The organism is Streptomyces sp. NPDC048473 (genome assembly GCF_043200155.1).
Taxonomy (GTDB): Bacteria; Actinomycetota; Actinomycetes; order Streptomycetales; family Streptomycetaceae; genus Streptomyces.
Map to the genome: position 1 here is coordinate 180,378 of NZ_JBICXE010000015.1, position 19,479 is coordinate 199,856.

The window sequence follows — 19,479 nt, forward strand, 5'->3', positions numbered from 1 at the left end:
GTCAACCTGCCTTACGGAGCCGGGACTTCACGTACGAGCTCCGAAGTCCAGGGGCAGAAGATGAGGCCGGGCAGGAAGGGGCCACCGGCCTCGTCGAGGTGCTCCTCGACGTACGGCACTGTCGCGTCGCAGACCTCGAAGGCGTAGTCGAAGAAGTGGACCGACGCCGGGTCGAAGTGGTAGCTCCAGCCCGGGTTGTACGAGGCCGGGTACTTCTTGATCCTGCCGATGACGTGCGGCTCGTCGTCGGTGGCGCCGCTCACCAGGTCCCTGGCGTGCTGGATCTCGCGCCCCTCCACCAGCTTCACGATGAACGTGCTCCGGGTGATGTCGGTCATCTCGAAGTACGCGGGCGCGACAGCGGCGGCGCGCTGTGCCCCCTCGCTCTGCTGGGTGGCCTGGGCCGGCTGGGCCACGGTGAAGGCGAGCATCGCTACGGCGGCGAGGCTTCCGATCTTGGTGAACATGTGTCGCACGAGGATCTCCAGTGGTGCATGACGAGCCGTGATGATCATGGCCGTTCGTGACGCAATGTAATGTATCGACCGCGTAAAGTCACAATCGGTGGTCACTCCCGCGCTGAGCGCAGTCAGGAAAAGTTCAGGGAGGTCCTGCCAGCGTGCCGTTCCATGACAACCGACATGACCGGCACGTCCGCGCCCGGCACGCGCTCCCAAGCGCGGCAGATGCTGAACAAGGTCCCGGAAGTGACCCTCTACTTCTGGGTGATCAAGGTGCTGTGCACCACCGTGGGTGAGACCGCGGCCGATCTGCTCAACGACAATCTGGGCATGGGGCTGACCAACACCTCGTACCTGATGAGTGCGCTGCTGGTCGCCACCCTCGTCTTCCAGTTCCGGGCGCGTGCCTATGTGCCGGGCCTGTACTGGCTGTCCGTGGTCCTGATCAGCGTGGTCGGCACGCTGATCAGCGACAACCTGACCGACAACCTCGGCGTTCCGCTCCAGACCACGACCGTGGTGTTCGCGGTGGCGCTCACCGTCACGTTCTTCGCCTGGTACGCGAGTGAGCGGACGCTGTCCATCCACTCGATCCGGACGACGCGCCGCGAGGCGTTCTACTGGCTGGCGATCCTGTTCACCTTCGCTCTGGGCACGTCCGCGGGCGACCTCACGGCGGAGAAGCTGGACCTGGGGTACTGGCTCTCCGCGGTCGTGTTCGCCGCGCTGATCGCGGCCGTGGCGCTCGCGCACCGCACGCTGGACTTCAACGCGGTGTGGTCGTTCTGGATCGCGTATGTCCTGACCAGGCCGCTCGGCGCCTCGCTGGGCGACTACCTGTCGCAGCCCACGGCGGACGGCGGGCTGGGGCTGGGCACGGTCGGCACCAGCGTCCTGTTCCTCGTCGTCATCCTCGGTCTCGTCGTTTTCCTGACCCGGACCCGGCGCGATGTGGCGGAGGCGGTGGTGGTCAGCCCGCAGGAAGGGTGACGACGAAGCGTGCGCCGGGGGCCGCGGCGTCCAGCGCGATGTCGCCGCCCGCGGCCCTGGCCAGCCGTCGGGCCAGGGCCAGACCGAGTCCCGCGCCGTCGTGTCCGTCCTCCGGGCGGGCACGGCGGCCGGGTTCGAAGAGTGAGGCGACGAAGTCCTCCGGGACGCCGGGGCCGTCGTCGCAGACGTACACCGTGACCTCGCCCGCGCTCACCGTGCAGGTGAGGGTGATCGAGCGGGCGGCGTAGCGGCGGGCGTTGTCCAGGAGCGGCGTCAGGATGCGCTCGGCGACGTCCTCCGACACGCCGATGCTCACGTCGGGTGCGCTGTCGGTTGTGGTGCTGTCCGCTGTGACGGTCACCGGTGGGGCATCGGGGAACAGGGCCGCGTTGCGTTCCGCCAGGCGGTGCGCGATGTCAAAGAAGCGGGAGCGGCCGGGGGTCTGCGCATTGCGGGTACGGACCTCCGAGAGCAGCGAGTCGCAGATCTGCCGCATCGTCGCGGCGGCGCCCGCGATGGCCTCCAGGGAGGTTTCCTGCTGCTCCGTGCTGCGCGGGCGTCCGGTCAGCCACTCGGTTTCGGCGGCGATGCGGGCGAGCGGGGTGCGCAGTTCGTGAGAGAGCTCGGCGGCCTGCTGCTGCTCGTGGCGCAGGACGGCGGCCAGCCGGTCCAGCAGGGCATCCAGACTGGTGGCGAACGCGGCGAGCTCGGCGGGTCTGCCCTCGGCGCCGAACCGTTCGGGGGCGCCCGCGGCGCTCCACCGGGTGGCCTGCTCGCTCATCGCGGCGACGGGGCGAAGGGCCCGTCGCACGACGAGGCGGGTCAGGAGATAGATGGTGGCCAGCAGGAGCACGGCCAGCGCTATCGAGCCGACCAGGGCGGTGTCCGCCGTGCTGCGGTACGGGTCGAGGCTCACGGAGCTGACGACGGTGCCGGCTTGCGTGGGTGTGTGGCCCTGCCGGGCAGGGGCGTCGACGGGGAAGGCGTACAGCCGCCATGACCCGGGGCCCTCGGTGTCGGCGAACGTCTCGCGCCGTCCGGCGAGGCGGGATGCCTGGACCTCCAGGCCGGCGGGCGCGGTGGGGGGCTTCTCGATCACCGTGTCGCCCTGGAAGATCCAGACCCCGACGTCCAGGGCCCGGTCCTCGGTGGGCTCCCGGACGACGAGCCGGCCGTCCGGTCGTACGTCCACCGTCGCCGCCACGGCCTCGGCGCGGGTGCGCAGGACGTCGTCGGCCTGTCCGTGGAGCCGGTTGTCGAGGGCGATGTTGAAGACCGTGGTCAGGACGCCTATCCACAGGGCGCTGGTGGCGAGGGCCATCAGGGCGAGGCGGCCGCGGAGGGTGCGGGGGGTGAGGTAGCGGTTCATCGGTTCACCGGTTCATCGGGGCCTCTGGTCGGATGCGGCGGCGGGTTGCCGTTCCGGTCCTCAGCCGAAGCGGTAGCCGATGCCGCGGACGGTGCTGATGGTCTGCGGGCTGTCCGCCTCGCGGAGCTTGCGGCGCAGGCGGGCCAGGTACTGGTCCAGGGTGTTGTCGCTGACCTGCGCCCCCTCCGGCCAGCCCGCCCGCAGCAGGGCCCGGCGGCGTACCACGTTCCCGGGGCCGGACATCAGGCACGCCAGCAGGCGGAACTCGGTCGGTGTCAGGGCCACGGGGTGGCCGTGGACCGTCAGCTCGTGCCGTATCGGGTTCAGCCGCATCGCGCCCGCGCTGTCGGCGAGGGTGCTGCCGCGGTGACCGGCGCGGTTCAGGACCGCGCGGACGCGGGCCGCGAGCTCGCTGAGGTGGAACGGCTTCACCAGGTAGTCGTCGCCGCCGGAGGCGAAACCGGAGAGCCGGTCGGTGAGATTGCCCCGTGCGGTCAGGAAGATCACCGGAACGGTGAACCCCGCACCGCGCATCGCCTGGCACACATCGCGCCCGTCGGAGTCCGGCAGCCCCACATCGAGCACGACCGCGTGCACCGACTCGTCGACGGTCTTCAGAGCGGTGGCGCCGTCGGCGGCGGTCACGACGTCGAAGTCCTCGTCGCGCAGGCCACGGGCCAGGACATCGCGCAGGCCGTGGTCGTCCTCGACGACAAGAATGCGTGCAGCGGTCACCCGGCCAGTATTACCCGGCCGGCGCCGGGTACCCCAGCGCGTTCAGGTTCTGTTCAGGTGGCGTGCGGCACCATCGGGGCGTGGCCAGGGCGGAGCAGTGTGCGCGGACGGACCGGCGCCGCCCGGCCGCGGTAGCGTGACGGAGTGGCGCGCATCGTGGTCATCGAGGACGACCCGGCGATCGGCAGTCGGCTGGTCGCGACCCTGCGCGTGCTGGGCCACGACAGCCAGTGGTGCCCCGACGGGGCGAGCGCCCTGGCGAGTACCGAGCAGCAGCCCGTCGCCGATCTCCTCCTCGTCGATCTGGGGCTGCCGGACATCGACGGTTTCGAACTCTGCCGCAGGCTCCGGGAGCGGGCGCCGGACGCGGTGCTGGTCGTGCTGACCGCCCGTACCGGGGAAATGGATGTCATCCAAGCCCTGGAGTGCGGCGCCGACGACTACCTGACCAAGCCGTTCCGGCTCGCCGAACTCCAGGCACGGGTCACCGCCCATCTGCGGCGGGCGGCGCCCCACGCGAACGGCGGTGCGCCCCGGGTCCGTGTCGGGGCGGTGGTGATCGACCGGTCGGCACGGCGCTGCACCACCCCGACCGGTGAGGTGCAGCTCAGGCCCCGCGAATTCGACCTGCTCGTTCGGCTCGCGGTCCACCCGGGGGAGGCGGTGAGCCGGGAGGATCTGATGAGCGACGTGTGGGACGAGAACTGGTTCGGCCCCACCAAGACCCTCGACGTCCATGTGGCCGCCCTCCGTCGCAAGCTCGGTGACCTGGTGCGCATCACGACGTTGCGGCAGTTCGGGTACCGGCTGGAGGACCCCACCGGGCCGTGACCGGAGCCCGGTCATGAGAAAGGGCGTGCCGTGCGTCGTCGCATTCTGAGAGCGACCGTTCTCGCCGTGGCGTGCGCGGTGCTGCTCTTCGCGCTGCCGCTCGGTTACGCGGCGCTGCGGCTGTACCAGCAGGACGAGGAGCGGGAGGCGCAGTCGCTGGGCGAACAGGTCGCGCTCAGCCTGCCCGAGCGGATCACCAGTACGGGCGACCCGATCGAGCTGCCGCCTGTCGAGTCCGGTACGGACGTCGCGGTGTACGGGCCCGACGCCCGGCGCATCCTCGGAACGGGGCCGGACACGGGCGATGCCCCGGTACGGGACGCGGAGGCGGGCCGAGTCGTCACCCGGCAGGTCGGCGACAGCCTGGTCGCTGCCGTCCCCGTGGGTGGCTCGGAGCGGGTGCGGGCGGTCGTACGGGTCGCCTCGCCGGCCTCCCAGCCCCTGCAGCGGGCCGCGCTGACCTGGGCCGGAATGCTGGCGCTGGCAGCGGTCGCGGTGGGCGTGGGCGCTCTGCTCGCCGTACGGTCCAGCAGGCGTCTGGCCCGCCCGCTGGAGGAGCTGGCCGGGGTCGCCCGGGAGATGGAGGGCGGCGATCTGACGGCCCGGGCGGAGCCGTCCGGGCTTCCGGAGCCGGACGCGGTCGGCCAGGCACTGGCGCGGGCCGCCGCCCGTATCGATGAACTCCTGCGCCGGGAGCGGGCGTTCAGCGCGGACGCCTCGCATCAGCTGCGTACGGCACTGACCGGCGTACGACTGGAACTGGAGATGTCCCTCGCGGCCGGTCCGGACGCTGATGTGGAGGGCGGTGTGGGCGCCGGTCCGGGTGCCGGTCCGCGCGCGGCCGTCCGTTCGGCCCTGGCGCAGCTCGAACGCATGGAGACCACCCTGGACGACCTGCTCGCCCTGGCCAGGGACGTACCCGAACGGGCGCCGCTCGACCTCGCGGCCCTGTTCGCCCGGGCCGAGGCGGACTGGCACGGCCCGCTCGCCGCACAGGGGCGGCGCCTGGAGATCAGGGCCGACGACGAGCTGCCACAGGCGCTCGGATCGCAGCGGGCCGCCCGGCAGATCCTCGACGTGCTGCTCTCCAACGCGGCGACGCACGGCCGGGGCACGGTGACCGTGCACGCGAAGGAGACCGCCGGGGTCGTCGCCGTCGATGTCGAGGACGAGGGGGACGGCATCCCGGAAACAGGTACGGGCGGTGTGTTCGCGCGGCGGGGCGGTGCGGTTACCGGAAGTCATGGGATCGGGCTCGCACTGGCCCGTTCGCTGGCCGAGGCCGAGGGCGGGAGGCTCTTCGTCTCCCGGCCCCGGCCCCGGCCCCGGTTCACCTGGCTCCTGGCGGCGCCGGTGGAGGGCCAGGAACCCTCACAACTCCCGTAGTTCGGTCAGCGGAGGTCTGCGTGCGTGCCGCGCCGCCGCCCAGGCCGCCGCCGCCAGCGCGGCCGCCGTGACACCGGCCAGCGCGGCGAGATACGCCCATGGCACCGCCACCTGGTCCGGGGGCGGGTCGAAGACCCCGGAGAGCACCTTCACCAGCATCTGCGACAGGGCCCACCCCACCACCGCACCGGCCACGCCACCCGCCACCGCGACCAGCGCCGCCTCGCTCCACACAAACCCGGACAGCTGCCGGCCCCTGGCACCCAGCACCGAGGCCAGCGCCAGGGTGCGGCGCCGCTCGGCCAGGCCCAGGGCCAGTACGAGACCGCCCGCAGCCGCGCCGATCACCAGGGCGAAGCCCAGCTCCACCCGGGTGAGTCCGGCGAGATCGACCGCGGTCAGACTGGAGCCGACGACGGTCTGCGACGACGGCAGATCCGTGACATGGGCGCTCGGCCCCAGCGCCTTCTTCGCTCGGTCCGCCACCTGGTGCTGGCCGGTGCCCCCGGTGTCCGCCAGCAGCGTCCCGGCGGCGCCGCTGCCCGTCGTACGCGCGATGTACGAGGCGTTGGCGATCAGGAAGCTGTCCTTCGGGGCGGTCGGGAACTCCTTGGCGACACCCTGGAAGTGGAAGGCGATCGTACGCAGTTGGCCGGTCCGTGCGTCGGTCAGGCGCAGCCGCACCTGATCACCGGGGTGCAGCTGGAAGTCGTGCGCGGTCTCCGCGCTGACCAGCAGCCCGTCCGGACGTTGAGCCAGGCGGTCCATCAGGGACTGTGCCGTGCCACCGGAGAAGTAGGCGTTCTGGAGCCGCCCCGCCGACACGATGCTCGCGGGCCGTACTCCGTACAGATCCTGCAAGTCGGCGCCCACATAGGCGAACCGGTGCTGGAGCGGTTCCACATGCCGTACTCCCGGCACCGCCGCCAGCTTCGCGGTGTCCGCCGCGGAGAGGGCCGGCTGGGTGACCGTGACATCGGCGCCGTTCGTCAACACCGCGTCCACCGCCGCCTGTTGGCGGTACGTGGAGTTGAAGACGCCCGTCGACACGGCGAACGCGCAGGCCAGTGCCAGCAGCACCACCGCGCGCACCACGGTGCCCCGCTGCCGGGACAGACTGGCCGCGACCGTACCGGACAGAACTCCCGCCGCCGGGTGGAACAGCCGGGCAAGGACCGGCCTGCCGCGGCGCAGCAGCAGATCCACCAGCAGCCAGGCCACCACCGTGCTCCCCGCCCACAACAGTGCGGGACCGGCGAACGCCCAGTAGTCGACCGACAGGGTCGGGGTGCCTTCGGGCGCCAGGACCAGGGCGTAGTTGGTGCCGCTTGTGGCGCGGAAGACGGCCAGCGAACCGGCGAGCAGGCCGAGACCCAGCACCCACCACGCGGCGCGCGGCACCGTGGGCCGCCCGACCGCGGTGCGCCCCGAGACGATCGTGGCCCGGCGGGCGTCGTACCGGGCGGGCACCAGTACGGTCGCCGCCGCGACGAGGGCGCCGACGCCGCACGCGATCAGCATCCAGGACAGCGGAATGCCCTTGCCGTGGAAGGCCGCACGGTCCACCAGTGTGGCCAGCCCCAGGCCTGCGACCGCACCGAGCACCGCGACCACGGCCGCCTCCACGCCCGCCAGGCTCATCAGCCGGCCGACGGTCGCACCGCGCGTCCGCAGCAGCGCCTGCTCCTTGCGGCGACGGCCCGCACCGGCCTGGGCGACCGCCCAGGTCAGGGCCGCGGCCAGCGCGGCACCGGGCACGCCGAGGAAGAGGAAGAGCAGTTGTGCGTACAGGGCGTCGGACCGGGCGGCGTCCAGGACCGAGCCGAGGTTGTCGCCGACCAGGCCGGTACCGGCGAGCTGCACCTCGGCGTGGTGCGCGTTGCCCGTGGCCGCGGAGTAAGCGGCGGCCGGGTCGGACGGCAGGGAGTGGGTGCGCAGGGTGTGGATCTGCGACTGCACCAGGTCGGGACGGGCCGAGGCGAGCGGACCGAAGACGGTCTGCCAGGTCTGCTGGGGCAGCAGCACGACATTGTCCGGCGGCGCGGAGGGCTGCGACTGGGGCGGGGCGCCGACCTTCTGGAACAGCGAGTCCGCGAACGGAAGATCGACGACACCGGCCACCTTCACCGGCACGGGCGGCAGCCCGCCCGCCCGCTTGATGGTGATGGTGTCACCGGGGGCCGCGTGCAGATTGGCGGCGGTCTGCTGGGCGAGGAGCACGCCCTGCTCCCGCCCGGCCAGCAGTCGTATCTCACCGGGGAAGGCGGCGGCGTAACCGCGAGGCAGGCCGAGGACCGAACCCGCACCGGTGTTCTGCGTCGTTCCGCCGGTGTGCGCGCCCAGGCCGTCGGTCTGTGCGTACCCGACCGGAAGGGCCGCCCTGGTGCCGGGCAGGCCCCGTACGGTGGACAGCACGTGGTGCGCGTCAGCGCCGGTGGTCGCCTGGACCTGCCAGTCCACGGAGACCGAACGCACCGACTGCGACGTCATGGTGGCGCGGGTGGTGGACAGGAACCCGCCGAGCGCCGCGAGCAGGGCGACGGCGACCATCACGCCGAGTGCCGTGCCGATCAGGCGTCCGCTGCGTACCCGCAGCAGGCCCGAGAGCCAGATTCTGATCATCGCAACTCACGTTCCCGGTCGGGGGTTTCGGGCTGTACGAGTCGGCCGTCGGCCATGTACCAGCGCTCGTCGAGGGCGCCCGCCACCCGGGCGTCATGGGTGGTGACCAGGACGGCCGCGCCGAGCGAGTCGGCGGCGGACAGCAGTACCGCCAGCACGTGCCGGGCGGTCTCGCGGTCGAGCTGGCCGGTCGGCTCGTCGGCCAGGATCAGCCGCGGTCTGCGGGCCAGCATCCGGGCGACCGCGACGCGTTGGGCCTGACCCGCGGACATCTCGTCCGGGAGTTTGGTGGCCAGTTTTTCGAGCTCCAGCTCGGCCAGGGCGGCGGACGCCCGGTCGGCGGCCTCGTCCGCTCCGAGGCCGTCGATGAGCAGGGGCAGGGTGACGTTCTCCATGGCGGTGAGCGGCGGCAGCAGGCTGGGCCCCTGGAAGACGACACCGATGTCCCGGGCCTGCAGGATGTCCGCAGCGTTTTTGGGGTCCGCGGTCAGCCCGGGGTGGCTGACCGTGCCGGCCGTGGGCCGGTCGAGGGCCGCCATCAGATGCAGCAGGGTCGACTTGCCGGAGCCGGAGGGGCCGACCACGGCGATCCGCGCACCGGCGGGGACGACGCAGTTCGCCCCGTGCACGGCGACGACGGCGTTCGGCCCCGAGCCGTAGGTGCGAGCCGCGTCCACGCAGACGACGAGCGGTTCCGCGGTCGTGGGACCGGCGTCGGTCATCGCACCCACCGCCCGTCACGCAGCCGGAGCACCCGGTCCGCGACGGCGGCCACCGCGCGGGAGTGGGTGACGAGCACCATCGCCGTGCCCGCACCCGCGCGTTCGCGCAGGAGCGCGAGGACGCGGCGCTCCGTCTCCCCGTCGACCTCGCCGGTCAGCTCGTCGGCCAGCAGAACGGCCGGGTTGTTGGCCAGTGCGACGGCCAGCCCGGCGCGGGCGGCTTCGCCGCCCGACAGCTGCCGGGGCAGCGCACCCGCACGAGGGGCGATCCCGACGTCCCGGAGCAGCTCGTGCACGCCGGGGCGGTCCTTACCGCCCGAAAGCCCCTGCACCAGCCGGATGTTGTCGCGCACTGTGAGGTGGTCCAGCAGATTGCCGGACTGGAACAGCACGCCGATGTACCGGGCACGGAGCCGGCTGCGTAGGTGTTCCTGCTGGTGGGAAAGGCGTTCGCCGGCGATGTGCACGGTGCCGCCGTCGGGTTCGTCGAGCCCGGCGAGGCAGCTCAGGAGTGTGGTCTTCCCGGAGCCGGAAGGGCCGGTCACCGCGACGATCTCACCCTTCTCAACCTGGAGCCCCACGCCCTGGAGCGCGAACGTCTCCTCCTCGCCCGCGCGGAAGAACCGGTACAGGGAATCGGCGGTGAGCCGGGTCGCACTCATCATGCCCACCGGAAGGAGTCCGTCACGATCTGCCACGGATCGACGTTGTCGGCGCCCACCGCGCCGGACAGGGTCAGCACGACCTGGTTGCCGCTCTTCCAGAACGTGTACCGCTGCACGTCCTGGCGCACGCTCTTGCCGGTCACCTGGTCGGGCGCCGAGTCGGCCCGGTAGGTGGCCAGCACGGCGGTGCCTCCCGAGCGCTTCACGGTGCTGACCTTCCCCGCCGTGACGTTCTTGGCGCTGCGCCGAATGGCCGGCAGATCGACCGAGCGGACCGACTGGACCGTGGGGGCCTTGTTCACCGGACTCCGGTCGATCCGGACGCTGTTGAACTTGTCGCTGAACACCGTGGCCTTGCCAACCTGCTGACGGGCCCACCCCTCGGGGACCTTCACCGTGTAGCCGCCGCCGGACGGCGACCATGCGACGTACACCTGGTTGTCGGGGATGTCACCGGCCGGATTCACCTCCTTCGGGGGCGCGACCGTGGAGGAGGACGACGAGTGCGAGGAACCGGACGAACCGGAAGAGGAGGAACAGGCCGCGGCCCCGGTAATGACCACAAGGCCGGTCACCACGGCTGACAAGGTACGACGCATGGGGAACACCTCTGCGCGAGCGAAGGAGCCGACCGGAATGCCGCCTCGACTCCGACGCTAGAAACCCACCGGCCAGCGCCGTGACCGTGGAGGGTTAGCGGGGGGTTAACGCCGGGAGGGCGCCCGGATGCGGCCCATCGCCTCGGTGCGCCCGTCGGGGAGCTCGGGGCGGGCGGACGGCGGAGGGGCGCATGAGGGGCGGCACCCAGCCATCGGGTGCCGCCCCTCATTCACGTCAGGTATCAGACCCCGGCCGGTTCCCTCGCCGGGCTGTCCGGGCCGGTCGTCGGGGACGTCGGGCCGCCCGTTGCCGTGACCGTGGAGGCCGTCGGTTCCTGGGAGACGTTGAACTCCGTCAGCAGGTCCTTGCTGAAGCCGAAGAAGTACGTCGCGAGGAATCCGGCGAGGTAGCCGACCAGCAGGCCGCCCGCGTAGATCGCGATCGTGGTGCCCAGGCCGTGGTTGCCGTCGAGGAGGGGGAACAGGGCCCAGCCGGACGGGCCGATGGCCGTGGAGCCGACCTTGTCGCCGAGCTGGTTGAACAGGCCGATGAAGCCGCTGCCGAACGCACCGCCCACACACGCCGTGATGAACGGGCGGCCCAGCGGGAGGCTGACGCCGTAGATCAGCGGTTCGCCGACGCCCAGCAGACCGGCCGGGAGCGCGGACTTGATGGTCCGGCGGATCGACTCGTTGCGGGGGAGACGGAAGTAGACCGCCGCGGCCGCGCCGACCTGGCCGGCGCCCGCCATCGCGAGGATCGGGAGCAGGACCGTGTAGCCCTGCTGCTCGATCAGGGTGGTGTGGATCGGGATGAGCGCCTGGTGCAGGCCCAGCATCACCAGGGGCAGGAAGAGACCGCCGAGCACGAAGCCCGCGCCCGCGCCGCCGTTGGAGAGCAGCCAGTCGGCGAACGTACCGATGGCGGTGGAGATCTCACCGGCCACGTACATCAGGCCGAAGATCGTCACCAGACCGGAGACCAGGACCGTGAGGGTCGGGGTGACCAGTACGTCCAGCGCCTCGGGCACCCAGCGTCGGCACCACTTCTCCACGTACACCGCGAGCACTGCCGCGCCGAGCGCACCCAGCACACCGCCCTGGCCGGGGGAGAGCGTCTGGCCGAACGCCTCGATGTTCGCGACGCCCGGGAAGACGATGATCGCGGCGACCGCACCGCCCAGGATCGGCGTACCGCCGAACTCCTTCGCCGTGTTGAAGCCGACGAACACGGCGATCAGCGCCATGAATCCGGACGCCATCGCGGCCAGCGCGGGCGTGACCGAGGTCAGCCAGCCCAGGTTCACCAGCAGGCCGTTGAGACCGGCGATGATGCCGCAGCCGATGAGCGCCGGGATCAGCGGGACGAAGATGTTGGCGATCTTGCGCAGGAACAGCTTGAACGGGGTGGAGTTCTTCGCCTTCCGTGCTGCCTTTATCGCTGCACCCTGGGCGGCCAGTTCGTCCGCCGGAGCGGAGGCGGAGACAGGCGCCGGTTCGGGGGCTGCTGCCTTGCCCTCCTCCACCAGCTGTTCGAACTCCGGCGTGACCCGGGCGACGGTGCCGGGGCCGAGGACGATCTGGTACGTGTCGTCCTCGACCACGCCCATGACGGCGGGTACCGCCTTCAGGGCCTGGTCGTCGACGAGCGAGCGGTCGTGCAGGCCCAGCCGGAGCCGGGTCATGCAGTGGGCGATGGAGCTGACGTTCGCGGCGCCACCGACGAGCGGAAGGATCGCGGCGGCGGTGGCGCGGTTCTTGTCTTCTGTTGCCATGGTGCGTGGTGCCTTGCTGTGCGGGGGTTCGGGGGCGGAGCCGGTGGGTCAGGTGGTGCGGGGGGCGGCGGCGAGGGCGGCGCGGAGGTGGCCGTCGGACGCGGTCAGCAGGGTGGCGGCGGTGGGGCCGTCGACCTGGCCGAGGATGGTGAGGATGGCGTTCTTCACCTCGCCGTCGGTCGCGGCGAGGGCGGCCTCGATCTCCGCGTCGGACGCTCCGGTGGCGAGCGAGACGATGCGGCGGGAGCGGGCGCGCAGCTTCTCGTTGGAGGCGCGGACGTCGACCATCAGGTTCCCGTACGTCTTGCCGAGCCGGATCATCGTGATCGTCGAGAGCATGTTGAGGACGAGCTTCTGGGCCGTACCCGCCTTGAGCCGGGTGGAGCCGGTGAGCAGCTCCGGGCCGACGACGATCTCGATGCCGTGCTCGGCCGCGGCGCCCAGGGCGGAGTCCGCGTTGCAGGAGAGGCCGATGGTCAGCGCGCCCTTGCCACGGGCGTGCTCGACGGCTCCGATCGCGTACGGCGTACGGCCGGAGGCGGAGATACCCACCACCGTGTCGTCGGCGGTGAGGTCCAGGGCGTCGAGGTCGGCGGCGGCCAGCTCCTTGCTGTCCTCGGCGCCTTCGACGGCCTTGATCATGGCGGAGGGGCCGCCTGCGATCAGGCCGATGACCTCGGAGGGGTCGGTGTTGAAGGTGGGCGGGCACTCGCTGGCGTCCAGCACGCCGAGCCGGCCCGCCGTGCCCGCGCCCGCGTAGATCAGCCGGCCGCCGCGGGCCATGCGCTCCGCGGTGCCGTCGATCGCGGCGGCGATCTCGGGCAGCCGGGCGGCGACTGCGGCCGGGACGGACCGGTCCTCGCCGTTCATGATCCGGGCTATCTCAAGCGTGCCCAGGCGGTCGATCTCGGCGAGCTCGGGCCGGAACGCCTCGGTGGTGAGCGTTTCGAGCTGGGCGCGCAGTTCCCCGTATCCGTCGGGGGTGGTGGTGTCGGCGTCGGTGGTGGAGGTCATGGAGAGCGGCTCTGCTTTCTCGATCTCGTACGGTTCAGCGGGTGCGGGTGCGGGTGCGGGTGCGGGTGCGGGTGCGAGTGGTCAGGGTCGGTTCGGGGTCAGCGCGGGCGCGGGGTGTGGCGGTGGGCCAGCGCCTCGTAGGAGGCGGCGAGCGCCGGTGCGGCCGTTTCGTACGTGCGCTGCGCGACGCCTATGAACAGGCAGTCGACGACGAGCAGCTGGCTCGTACGGCTCGACATGGCGGCGGGCCGCAGCTCGCTCTCCCTGGCGGTGGACGTGGTCAGTACGTGGTCGGCGTACTGAGTCACGGGGCCGTCGGGGCGGCCGGTGATCGCGATCGTCGTCGCACCGCGGTCGAAGGCGACCCGCAGCGGCTCGATGACATCGACGGTGGAGCCGGAGTGCGTGATCGCGATGGCCACATCGCCGGAGCGGAGCTGCACGGCGTTGGTCACCGCGAGGTGCGGGTCCGTGTGCGAGTGCGCGATCAGGCCGATACGGGCCAGCTTCTGCGCCAGGTCCTGGCCGACGAGGGACGAGGCGCCCACGCCGTAGATGTCGATGCGCCGGGCGGTGGCGGCGGCGGCCACCGCGGCACCGAGCTGGACGGTGTCGAGCCCCGCGGCCGTGTCGGCGAGGGTCTGCTGCTCGTCGTAGGCCAGCTTGGCGACCACATCGGCGATCGGGTCGTCGACCGCTATGTCGGCGGTGACGGAGGGAGCCCGGCCCGACTGCTGGTGCGCGGCGAGCCCGGCGAGGGCCAGGCGCAGATCGCGATAGCCGGGGTAGCCCAGGAGGCGGGCCGTGCGGACCACGGTCGCCTCGCTGGTGCCGGTGAGCTCGGCGAGACCGGTGACCGTGAGGGCGGCGCAGCCTGCGGGGTCACCGGCGACGGCCTCGGCGACGCGCTGCATGGAGCGGGTCATGGACGGCGCGAGCGTGCGCACCTTGGCTGCGAGAGCCGCCGGGGCGGGCGGTGAAGCAGTGCTGAAACTTTCCTTCAGGTCATTGGTCACCTTTGAAAGATATTTTCAACCGGGTTGCCCGTCAACCCCCCTTTGGTCCCTACCTTTGACAGCACTTCCAGCACCACCTCCGACAGCGCGGAAACGGCAGGGGCGGGCGCGAGAAGCGGGTTCGTGGGCGGGGTGACAATGGGCCCATGGAGATGAATCCCCTGGAACAGGCGTTGCACACGGCCCGTGCGCTGGTCATGGCCGATCTCGCCGCAGGTGACGTCGCAGAGGCCGGGATCGTCTCGCTGGTCGAGGACGCGGTGACCCACCGCCGCTGGTGGGTCGAGCAGTGGCCCGACGGCGCCTCGTTCGTCGTGGGTCTCGTCGCGCAGGACGTGCAGGACGCGTTGCTCGAACGGTACGGGCGGTGGCCGCTCTGCCCGGTCTGTGACGCGGGCGACCCGCACGCCCTGGACGTCGAACCGGAGCTGGGCCCGGACCCGCACTGGGTGTGCACGAAGGCCGCCGTGGCCGTCGCACCGGTCGGTTCGCTGAGCGGGATATTCCGGCGGTGACGGTCTACATCGACCCGCCGGACTGGCCGGGGCACGGGCGGCTCTGGTCGCACCTGGTCAGCGATGTGTCCTTCGAGGAGCTGCACGCCTTCGCGGCGTCCATCGGCTGCCCGCCCCGCGCGTTCGAGCGGGACCACTACGACGTACCGGAATCGCGGTACGAGGACGCGGTACGTGCCGGGGCCCGGCCGATCGGCTCGAAAGAGCTCGTCCGCCGGATCACGGAGGCCGGGCTGCGGCGGCCCAAGGGACGTCCGGCCCCCGGCAGCTGACGGGCTCCGCGCTCTGCCGCGCGTTTGTCAGCCTCGGCCCGGGCCCGCCGTTCGCGCGTCCGGGCCGGCGGGCGCGGGTCAGACCGCGGAGGTACCCGCCTCCGCGGACGCCGCCTTTGCCGGCGCCCCCGACGATGCCACGGCGGGCGATCCGGTCACCCGTCGCGACCTGCCCCGGCCCTGCAGCCGCAGCGAGAACACCACGGCCACCAGCGCCAGTACCGTCATCGCCGCCCCCGCCCACGCGGTCGCCGCGAAACCGAAGTCCGCGTCGATCACCGTGCCGCCCAGCCAGGGGCCGCCCGTGTTGCCCAGGTTGAACGCGGCCGTCGTCGTCGCACCGGCCAGCGTCGGAGCGGCGCCCGCGACATTGAACATCCGGGCGTTCAGCGCCGGAGCCGTGTAGAACGCCGACAGTCCCAGCAGGAACGAGAGCCCGACCGCGGCAACCTGGTTCGAGGCGAACAGCGCCAGTGCGGTCAGGAAGACCGTCGAGGCCGCGATGCCGCTCATCAGCACCCCGAAGAGATGCGCGTCCGCGACCCGGCCGCCGATCATCGTACCGACCAGCGCACCGATCCCGAACAGCGCGAGCACCGTCGGCACCCAGCCCGAGTCCAGTCCGGCGACATCCGTCAGCAGCGGGGCCAGATAGCTGAACGCGCAGAAGACACCGCCCGCCGCGAGGGCCGTGATCACGATCGACAGCCACACCTGCCGGTCCCGGTAGATGCTCATCTCCTGCTTGAGCCGCGGCTTCTGCTCCGGCAGCGGAATGCGCGGAATCAGCGTCGCCACCCCGACCAGTGCCACGGCGGACGCCGCAGCCACGGCCCAGAACGCCGACCGCCAGCCGAGGTTCTCACCGAGAAAGGCACCCAGGGGCACGCCCAGCACATTGGCGATCGACAGACCGCCGATCATCACGGCCATCGCACGGGCCCGCGCGTTCACCGGCACCATCGCGATGGCGACCGCCGCCCCCACCGCCCAGAACCCGGCGCAGGCGAAGGCGCTCACGACACGGGACGCGAAGAGCACCTCGTACGTCGGAGCCAGCGCACCCGCGACCTGACCGAGGCCGAAGACGGAGATCAGGGCGATCAGTGTGGTGCGGCGCGGCAGCCGGAGCGTGGCCACGGCGAGCAGCGGGGCGCCGATCACCATGCCGATCGCGAAGGCGGATATGAGGAGTCCGGCCCGGGGGATGGACACGTTCATGTCGTCGGCGATGGGCGGCAACAGCCCGGAGAGCATGAACTCGCTGGTGCCCAGGGCAAAGACCGAGAGGCCCAGAATGTATACGGCAAGGGGCATGCGTGAGCGGCGAGCGGCAGAGTCGGGCATGACAGCTGCCAACAGCGATCACGGCCATTACATTCCCGCTGCATTCCGGCTGCCGACGGCTTGCGGCCACCGCCCCACCGCACGCTCAGTGGCTGAGCAGCTCCAACTCGGTCAACAGGTTCTGACGTGCCCGCGGCTCCCACCGGGCCACTCCGTGCGGCGTACGGAACAGCCGCGGCAGCCCGAGCAGCTGACGCAGCACCGCCGACCGCCCCTCCCGGAACGCGTCGTCGGGCACGAAGCCGTACTCCTCCCGCACCTGCGCCGCGTACGCCGCGTACTCCTTCGGGGCCGCCGCCAGGATGGCCAGATCCGCATCGCACAGCACCTCGCCGTTGGTGTCGCCGTCCGCCGGATGGTGGGTGACGGTGAGCCGGACGAGCCGGGCGACCTCGGCCGTGACGTCGGCCGGTACGCCTGCCTCCGGCAGGGCACGTTCGGCGAGGGCGGCGCTGCGTTCCTCGTTCTCGGACCGGTCGGGCCGGTAGACCGCGTCGTGGAACCAGGCGGCGAGGCGCACGGCATCCGCGTCGGCCGCGTACCCGGCGAGCGTGTCGATGCGGTCGAGTACCGCGACCAGGTGCGCGGTGGTGTGGTACCGCCGCTGCGGTTCGGCCCAGCGCGCCAGCAGATTGTCGGCGTACGGCTGCGGATCGGGGGCGGGGGCGCCGCCCCGGACGGCGACGAGGGCCGCCTGCCAGCGGTCGCGAAGGGAGCCGTTGGCATCGTCCCTCGCATCGTGAACGCTGCCCGCCTCGTGGGCGGCCCCGGCGGCACTGCTTTCGCGCGAGCTGTCGGTCATGGAACGACCCTAGCTCGGGATCGGACAGTCTCGGGGGGCTCCGCGACATGCCTGTGCGGTCGGCGGAACGGCCAGTCACCGTACGGTCGTCCCTGCTCCCGAGCCGAGCGACACCGGTCATTGTTGGATTGTCAGATAATCGCTAGTGTGCGCCCGTGATGGATCCGATGAGTCCAACCAATCCGATGGATCTCAACGCGGACCTCGGTGAAGGGTTCGGGAACTGAACCCTCACCAACGACGCGCTGCTCGACTGTGTCACCAGCGCCGATGTCGCCTGCGGCTTCCGCGCGACGCCTCCGTGACGCGACGGGTCTGCGAGCGGGTGGCAGCCCGGGGTGTATGGATCCGGGCACAGGTCTCGTACCGCGATCCGGCCGGCTTCGGATGCCGCTCCATGGACGTACCCGCGGCTGAACTGGCAGCCGAGGTCGTCTACCAGATCGGCGGTCTTCGGGCCTTCGCCGAAGAGGCTGGGGCCACCGTCTCGTGCGTCAAACAGCACGGTGTGCTCTGCAACCGGGCCTTCTGGGGCGACGGTGTCTGGACGGCGGCCGACGGCAGTGTCACGGGCGCCGACGGCAGCCGGATAACGGGCGCCGCATGGTCGTTGTGCGTGCACGGCGACGTCCCCGGAACCGCGGTGCTGGCCCGCCAGGTCCGCGGGGCGCTGGCAGAGGCGGGTGTTGGCGTGCGGGCGTGTGTGTGAGCGGGGACGGATTCGGCGCCGAGGTGCTGGTGCTGCCCGTTGGCCGGGAGGCGCTGCTCGTCGAGCTGTCCTCCGGCGAGCACGCCGAGGCCTTCCACGTCGAGTTGTTGCGCCGCCACGCGCGCGGTGAACTGCCCGCGATAAGGGAGATCGTGCCCGGCGCACGAAGCGTGCTGCTCGACGGTATCGCGGACCATACGGGTCAGGTGCGGGTGCGGTTCTCCCGCGAACTCGCATCCTGGCGGACACCGCCGCTGCGGCGTGGGACCGGGGACGCGGTCGAGATCCCTGTCGTCTACGACGGGCCGGATCTCGCCGAGGTCGCCACAGCGTGGGGCGTCGGCGTCGACGAGGTGCCGGGCATTCACGCCGGTACGGAGTTCCGGGTGGCGTTCTGTGGGTTTGCGCCCGGCTTCGGCTATCTGGCCGGACTGCCCGGTCACCTTCATGTGCCGCGGCGGGCGACTCCGCGCACGAAGGTTCCGGCGGGGGCGGTGGCTCTTGCGGGGCCGTACACCGGGGTCTATCCGCGCGCGTCGCCCGGCGGGTGGCAGCTCATCGGGCGGATGCCGGACCCCGAGGAGCTGTGGGACCCGGCACGGGAACCGGCGGCGTTGCTGAGGCCGGGCGCGCGGGTGCGGTTCGTGGTGGCGGGGGCGGCAGGGGTGGCGGAGTGATCGAGGCGACGGACGCCCTCGACGTGGTCCGGGCCGGGGCGCTGACCACCGTGCAGGACGCGGGACGGGTCGGCTGGGCACACCTCGGGGTGCCGAGGGCCGGCGCACTGGATGCACCTGCCCTCCGCCTCGCCAACCGGCTGGTCGGCAACACGGCGGACGCGGCGGTACTGGAGACCACGGTCACCGGGTGTGGGGTACGGCCGAGACGTTCCACGGTGGTGGTGGTGGGGGGTGCCGCGTGCCGGGTCACGGTGGACGGGCGACCGGTGGCATGGGGCGCCCCCGTTCCCGTACCGGCGGGGGCGGTGCTCGACGCCGGTCCGGCAGAGGGCGGCCTGCGGAGCTATCTGGCGTTCCGTGGCGGCCTGGTGCCGGAGCCGGTGCTCGGTAGTCGGTCGGCGGATCTGCTGTCCGGGCTGGGACCGGCGCCGCTGCGGGACGGGGACGTGGAGCCGCTGGGGATGCCTGCGGGGCCCGTTCCGCTGGCGCCGGACGCCGTGCCGTGGCCGGGGGCGCCGACCGAACTCGTCCTGCCGGTGCAGCTGGGGCCACGTCATACCTGGTTCACGGACGCGGCGTTGCGGACTCTCGCCACCGCCGCGTACAGGGTGTCGCCGCACAGCAACCGCATCGGGCTGCGGACGGAGGGGCCCGCGCTGGAACGTGCGCGGGAGGGGGAGCTGCCGAGCGAGGGCATGGTGCTGGGGGCCATCCAGATACCGCCGGACGGGCGGCCGGTGGTGTTCCTCAACGACCATCCGACGACGGGGGGCTACCCGGTGGTGGGGGTGGTGCCGGAGGCCGCGCTGGCGGGGGCGGCACAGGTGGTGCCGGGGGTGCGGGTGCGGTTCGTGGTGGTGGGGTAGGGGGCTTCCCGAACCGGGGGCTCCGCCCCGGGGGTCCGGGGGGGGGGGGCGGCCCGGCCGCCCCCCCCCCCCCCCCCCCCCCCCCCGCGCCCCCCGCCCCCCC

General features: G+C 72.1%; 19 protein-coding genes and 1 pseudogene. 8 read left to right on the plus strand and 12 right to left on the minus strand.

All coding sequences use genetic code 11. The annotated features are described in order from the left end of the window. Window positions 1-11: 11 nt before the first annotated feature. A complete protein-coding gene (locus tag ACGFU7_RS24300; protein WP_393698185.1) occupies window positions 12-467 on the minus strand; it encodes a calmodulin-binding protein in 456 nt (151 codons plus the stop codon). A gap of 162 nt (window positions 468-629) precedes the next feature. Between ACGFU7_RS24300 and ACGFU7_RS24305 the strand changes: the two genes are divergently transcribed. Then, entirely contained in the window at window positions 630-1,451 is an 822-nt protein-coding gene (locus ACGFU7_RS24305) for a hypothetical protein (RefSeq protein WP_393698187.1), read from the plus strand. On the opposite strand, the gene ACGFU7_RS24310 is transcribed toward ACGFU7_RS24305, so the two are convergent. Next, a complete protein-coding gene (locus ACGFU7_RS24310; RefSeq protein WP_393698189.1) occupies window positions 1,432-2,820 on the minus strand; it encodes an ATP-binding protein in 1,389 nt (462 codons plus the stop codon). The genes ACGFU7_RS24305 and ACGFU7_RS24310 overlap by 20 nt on opposite strands. 60 nt (window positions 2,821-2,880) lie before the next feature. After that, complete coding sequence (locus ACGFU7_RS24315) at window positions 2,881-3,555, minus strand: response regulator transcription factor (RefSeq protein ID WP_393698191.1); 675 nt, start codon at window positions 3,553-3,555, stop codon at window positions 2,881-2,883. 144 nt (window positions 3,556-3,699) lie between these two features. On the opposite strand from ACGFU7_RS24315, the gene ACGFU7_RS24320 reads away from it, so the two are divergent. Both ACGFU7_RS24320 and ACGFU7_RS24325 read left to right on the plus strand, forming a co-directional pair. Continuing rightward, window positions 3,700-4,386: a response regulator transcription factor gene (locus ACGFU7_RS24320; RefSeq protein ID WP_393698193.1), complete on the plus strand. Its 687-nt coding sequence runs from the start codon at window positions 3,700-3,702 to the stop codon at window positions 4,384-4,386. A gap of 30 nt (window positions 4,387-4,416) precedes the next feature. Beyond that, window positions 4,417-5,772: an ATP-binding protein gene (locus tag ACGFU7_RS24325; RefSeq protein WP_393698195.1), complete on the plus strand. Its 1,356-nt coding sequence runs from the start codon at window positions 4,417-4,419 to the stop codon at window positions 5,770-5,772. Here ACGFU7_RS24325 and ACGFU7_RS24330 read toward each other — a convergent pair. The 7 genes from ACGFU7_RS24330 to ACGFU7_RS24360 all read right to left on the minus strand — a co-directional run bounded on the left by ACGFU7_RS24330 (window position 5,758) and on the right by ACGFU7_RS24360 (window position 14,185). Next, window positions 5,758-8,394 carry an FtsX-like permease family protein gene (locus ACGFU7_RS24330; RefSeq protein WP_393698197.1) on the minus strand — a complete coding sequence of 879 codons (2,637 nt, stop codon included), beginning with the start codon at window positions 8,392-8,394 and terminating at the stop codon, window positions 5,758-5,760. The two genes, ACGFU7_RS24325 and ACGFU7_RS24330, sit on opposite strands and share 15 nt — an antisense overlap. After that, window positions 8,391-9,116, minus strand: a complete 726-nt coding sequence (locus tag ACGFU7_RS24335; protein WP_393698199.1) for an ABC transporter ATP-binding protein — start codon at window positions 9,114-9,116, stop codon at window positions 8,391-8,393. The genes ACGFU7_RS24330 and ACGFU7_RS24335 overlap by 4 nt, the downstream gene beginning before the upstream one ends. Further along, window positions 9,113-9,814 (minus strand): ABC transporter ATP-binding protein, encoded by a 702-nt coding sequence (locus ACGFU7_RS24340; RefSeq protein WP_393698201.1) that lies wholly within the window; start codon window positions 9,812-9,814, stop codon window positions 9,113-9,115. Before ACGFU7_RS24340 ends, ACGFU7_RS24335 begins: the two co-directional genes overlap by 4 nt. Next, on the minus strand, window positions 9,778-10,380 hold the full coding sequence (locus ACGFU7_RS24345) for a hypothetical protein (protein WP_393698203.1): 603 nt from the start codon (window positions 10,378-10,380) through the stop codon (window positions 9,778-9,780). The genes ACGFU7_RS24340 and ACGFU7_RS24345 overlap by 37 nt, the downstream gene beginning before the upstream one ends. 242 nt (window positions 10,381-10,622) lie before the next feature. Next, window positions 10,623-12,155: a PTS transporter subunit EIIC gene (locus tag ACGFU7_RS24350; protein ID WP_393698205.1), complete on the minus strand. Its 1,533-nt coding sequence runs from the start codon at window positions 12,153-12,155 to the stop codon at window positions 10,623-10,625. A 48-nt stretch (window positions 12,156-12,203) separates the two neighbouring features. Next, window positions 12,204-13,169, minus strand: coding sequence for an N-acetylmuramic acid 6-phosphate etherase (gene murQ, locus ACGFU7_RS24355; RefSeq protein ID WP_393698207.1), 966 nt, complete (start codon window positions 13,167-13,169; stop codon window positions 12,204-12,206). Between the two features lie 98 nt (window positions 13,170-13,267). Then, entirely contained in the window at window positions 13,268-14,185 is a 918-nt protein-coding gene (locus tag ACGFU7_RS24360) for a MurR/RpiR family transcriptional regulator (RefSeq protein ID WP_393698209.1), read from the minus strand. Between the two features lie 146 nt (window positions 14,186-14,331). Here ACGFU7_RS24360 and ACGFU7_RS24365 point away from each other — a divergent pair, with 146 nt between their 5' ends. Both ACGFU7_RS24365 and ACGFU7_RS24370 read left to right on the plus strand, forming a co-directional pair. Next, window positions 14,332-14,700, plus strand: a complete 369-nt coding sequence (locus ACGFU7_RS24365; protein WP_393698211.1) for a hypothetical protein — start codon at window positions 14,332-14,334, stop codon at window positions 14,698-14,700. Then, window positions 14,697-14,972, plus strand: a complete 276-nt coding sequence (locus ACGFU7_RS24370; protein WP_393698213.1) for a DUF4031 domain-containing protein — start codon at window positions 14,697-14,699, stop codon at window positions 14,970-14,972. The genes ACGFU7_RS24365 and ACGFU7_RS24370 overlap by 4 nt, the downstream gene beginning before the upstream one ends. Before the next feature lie 78 nt (window positions 14,973-15,050). Here ACGFU7_RS24370 and ACGFU7_RS24375 read toward each other — a convergent pair whose 3' ends face one another. Both ACGFU7_RS24375 and ACGFU7_RS24380 read right to left on the minus strand, forming a co-directional pair. After that, window positions 15,051-16,289, minus strand: coding sequence for a Cmx/CmrA family chloramphenicol efflux MFS transporter (locus tag ACGFU7_RS24375; RefSeq protein WP_393698215.1), 1,239 nt, complete (start codon window positions 16,287-16,289; stop codon window positions 15,051-15,053). 115 nt (window positions 16,290-16,404) lie between these two features. Continuing rightward, a complete protein-coding gene (locus ACGFU7_RS24380) occupies window positions 16,405-17,121 on the minus strand; it encodes a hypothetical protein (RefSeq protein ID WP_393698217.1) in 717 nt (238 codons plus the stop codon). Between the two features lie 245 nt (window positions 17,122-17,366). On the opposite strand from ACGFU7_RS24380, the pseudogene ACGFU7_RS24385 reads away from it, so the two are divergent. The 3 genes and pseudogenes from ACGFU7_RS24385 to ACGFU7_RS24395 all read left to right on the plus strand — a co-directional run bounded on the left by ACGFU7_RS24385 (window position 17,367) and on the right by ACGFU7_RS24395 (window position 19,376). Next, window positions 17,367-17,830, plus strand: a pseudogene (locus ACGFU7_RS24385) (LamB/YcsF family protein). After that, window positions 17,827-18,507 carry an allophanate hydrolase subunit 1 gene (locus ACGFU7_RS24390; RefSeq protein WP_393698219.1) on the plus strand — a complete coding sequence of 227 codons (681 nt, stop codon included), beginning with the start codon at window positions 17,827-17,829 and terminating at the stop codon, window positions 18,505-18,507. Before ACGFU7_RS24385 ends, ACGFU7_RS24390 begins: the two are co-directional and overlap by 4 nt. Next, on the plus strand, window positions 18,504-19,376 hold the full coding sequence (locus ACGFU7_RS24395) for a biotin-dependent carboxyltransferase family protein (RefSeq protein WP_393698221.1): 873 nt from the start codon (window positions 18,504-18,506) through the stop codon (window positions 19,374-19,376). Before ACGFU7_RS24390 ends, ACGFU7_RS24395 begins: the two co-directional genes overlap by 4 nt. The last annotated feature ends 103 nt before the right edge of the window (window positions 19,377-19,479 follow it).

What these genes read in the sequence shown, in the direction of transcription:
- ACGFU7_RS24335 (WP_393698199.1), bottom strand. Translation starts at nt 9,116, where the DNA reads ATGACCGACGCCGGTCCCACGACCGCGGAACCGCTCGTCGTCTGCGTG.
- ACGFU7_RS24305 (WP_393698187.1), top strand. Translation starts at nt 630, where the DNA reads ATGACAACCGACATGACCGGCACGTCCGCGCCCGGCACGCGCTCCCAA.
- ACGFU7_RS24375 (WP_393698215.1), bottom strand. Translation starts at nt 16,289, where the DNA reads ATGCCCCTTGCCGTATACATTCTGGGCCTCTCGGTCTTTGCCCTGGGC.
- ACGFU7_RS24300 (WP_393698185.1), bottom strand. Translation starts at nt 467, where the DNA reads ATGTTCACCAAGATCGGAAGCCTCGCCGCCGTAGCGATGCTCGCCTTC.
- ACGFU7_RS24365 (WP_393698211.1), top strand. Translation starts at nt 14,332, where the DNA reads ATGGAGATGAATCCCCTGGAACAGGCGTTGCACACGGCCCGTGCGCTG.
- ACGFU7_RS24380 (WP_393698217.1), bottom strand. Translation starts at nt 17,121, where the DNA reads ATGACCGACAGCTCGCGCGAAAGCAGTGCCGCCGGGGCCGCCCACGAG.
- ACGFU7_RS24330 (WP_393698197.1), bottom strand. Translation starts at nt 8,394, where the DNA reads ATGATCAGAATCTGGCTCTCGGGCCTGCTGCGGGTACGCAGCGGACGC.
- murQ (WP_393698207.1), bottom strand. Translation starts at nt 13,169, where the DNA reads ATGACCTCCACCACCGACGCCGACACCACCACCCCCGACGGATACGGG.
- ACGFU7_RS24350 (WP_393698205.1), bottom strand. Translation starts at nt 12,155, where the DNA reads ATGGCAACAGAAGACAAGAACCGCGCCACCGCCGCCGCGATCCTTCCG.
- ACGFU7_RS24345 (WP_393698203.1), bottom strand. Translation starts at nt 10,380, where the DNA reads ATGCGTCGTACCTTGTCAGCCGTGGTGACCGGCCTTGTGGTCATTACC.
- ACGFU7_RS24310 (WP_393698189.1), bottom strand. Translation starts at nt 2,820, where the DNA reads ATGAACCGCTACCTCACCCCCCGCACCCTCCGCGGCCGCCTCGCCCTG.